Consider the following 2,318-nt stretch of genomic DNA (forward strand, 5'->3'; position numbering starts at 1 on the left):
TTGAAGCAACTCAATAACTTCACTGGGTGGCAAGCTGGGGATAAGCACGCCTATATACTTGAGCCCCACCTGTCTTACATCCCTGTCATTATTTGCCAATTTTAATTGAACAGATTGAAACAGTCGATTCACCTCACTGGGTGACAAATAGGGAACAAGCAAGGTCAAACACTTGAGCGCCGCTTCTCTTATTTTCTCCTTATTATCCGCCAGTTTTAACTGAACGGCTTGAAGCAGCCTATCAAAATTGGTATTTGCGTTAAGACAAGGCATCAAGATAGTTAATAATGTAAGCGCCTGATAAATTTCCTCACTATGTTGGCTCTTTAATTTAGACTCAATCTCATCCAAAGCGGCATCGATTAACACAAGCTCTTGACTCTTTAATTTACCTAGTAGTTGTATTACCGCTAATTTACTTGTTAGTTCAAATAAAGGATTTTTCATAAGCCGCAACAAAGCATTTAATAGACGATGATGATGGGGCTTTGAGAAAGTTATAGTGGTTAGTGTCGAATGTGTTTGCGGATTTAGTAGATCTATTATCAATCGGTGTTGATAATCAACCGCCGCTTGCTCTTGCTTGTCTAGTAAGGCAATCGTCGCTAGAAACGACTGTTGCTTATCTAACATGCGGCACTTTAAATATAACTCTTGAGCAGGCAGCTTTAAATAAATTAAAAGCACTGCATCAGTCGGTAGGCTTGAAAAAAAGTTAAGGTAAGAAAGCATGATGCTCTTTAAATAACAAAAAAGTATATTCTAGTGATTTTGATACTTTTTTTAAAACAATTATATTTTTTTTGCATTTATGAAAAAGCTTTGTAAACCGATCATTTAAAACCAATTATTATCTGACTATTAAAATAACCTAATCGAGACTAGAGATGCTATGTTGCCGCCTAATAAAAAATTATTATTTTTTAACTTTGTATCGTTTAGGAGTATTATATCAGTTGCTTTATTGAAAGCTAAAATTGGAATTGTTTTTAAGGAATAATTAATAATGAAAAAAATTGTTTTATCTTTATTCGCATTAAGTAGTGGCGTTGCTATTGCTGGTACCATGGGTCCTGTTTGTGTACCTGGGAATGTTACCGTCCCTTGTGAATCTATAGGGTTTGACGTAGGTATTCACGCTCTGTATCTAAGACCTGCTTTTAATGGCAACCAGTATGCTGATAATTTCTTAGGTTATAATACAAACGGAACATTCTTAGACAAACATGATGACTGGTTATGGGGCTTTAACCTTGAGGGTTCTTACCATTTTGGTACAGGCTCTGATATTACAGCAAGCTGGTATCATTTAAGAGATGATATTGTAACATCGGGTAATACCTATGATAGCTTGGTCACAGGCAGCACCTTAGCATTTGCTTATAATAAAGATACGTATACTTGGGATGCAGTTAACGTTGAATTTGGTCAACATGCAGACTTTGGTATGTTTAAAGATGTGCGTTTTCATGCAGGCATTCAATATGCAAATATAAAGCTTCAAGAATATGCGCCAGTCACTATTACTACTACCGATGGTGATGTAGTTCCAAACTATAACGATACTTCTCAAAAATTTAAAGGAGTAGGTCCTCGTGTTGGTATGGACTTGGCTTATAATTTTAATGATGCATTCAGTATTTATGGCAGACTTGCTGGTGCTTTATTAATTGGAGATGTTGATTCACTGGATAAATCGGGCGGCACTCTTCCCTTCTTTAACTCTTCTTCCACAACTATTGTTCCAGAGTTGGATGTTAAGTTAGGTGTTGCCTACACTTACAATATGCCAACGAGTAAACTTATCGTTGATGGGGGATATATGGCCACTAACTATTTTGAAGCCTTAACTCTGGTTTCAGGTGGAGTAACGCCTTCAACTAGTTATGGTTTTCATGGACCTTATTTTGGTGTTAAATATATTGGTATGATGATTTAAAACTGCAATTAATTCTTACATCAATAGACTAGAGGTTGCTCTCCACTTCCTGAAACTCTTTTGATGTAAGATTAAGAGATTCATGATTGCAATTGCCTAAAAAGAGCTTAATACAGTGGTATTCAGGCTAGGAAAATACAAGCTTTTATGGCAGCTATAGCTATTTAAATCTATTTGTTTGATGGTCTGGCAATCAGTTCCATAAAACCAGAAAGCGGTCTTTCTAAAAATATTAAGTATCAGCAGATTAAGATTGGGGTGCTCTTATGGCAAGCTGAAATATTTTATTGCATGAAAAAATCAAAGGATTTGAAATCATGAGCATGTTTAATAAAAGACTATTTAATACGTGTATAGCGCGAGTGCTGCGGTTTGAGGT

2 protein-coding genes are annotated in these 2,318 nt (G+C 35.9%); one reads left to right on the forward strand and one right to left on the reverse strand.

Translation table 11 applies throughout. The annotated features are described in order from the left end of the window. On the reverse strand, window positions 1-732 hold a 732-nt coding region (locus E1P04_RS17430; RefSeq protein ID WP_131784124.1), incomplete at its 3' end, for a hypothetical protein. Between the two features lie 274 nt (window positions 733-1,006). Here E1P04_RS17430 and E1P04_RS17435 point away from each other — a divergent pair. Then, on the forward strand, window positions 1,007-1,939 hold the full coding sequence (locus E1P04_RS17435; protein ID WP_165482852.1) for an Lpg1974 family pore-forming outer membrane protein: 933 nt from the start codon (window positions 1,007-1,009) through the stop codon (window positions 1,937-1,939). Window positions 1,940-2,318 lie beyond the last annotated feature (379 nt).

Source organism: Legionella gresilensis (assembly GCF_900639865.1).
Taxonomy (GTDB): Bacteria; Pseudomonadota; Gammaproteobacteria; order Legionellales; family Legionellaceae; genus Legionella_C; species Legionella_C gresilensis.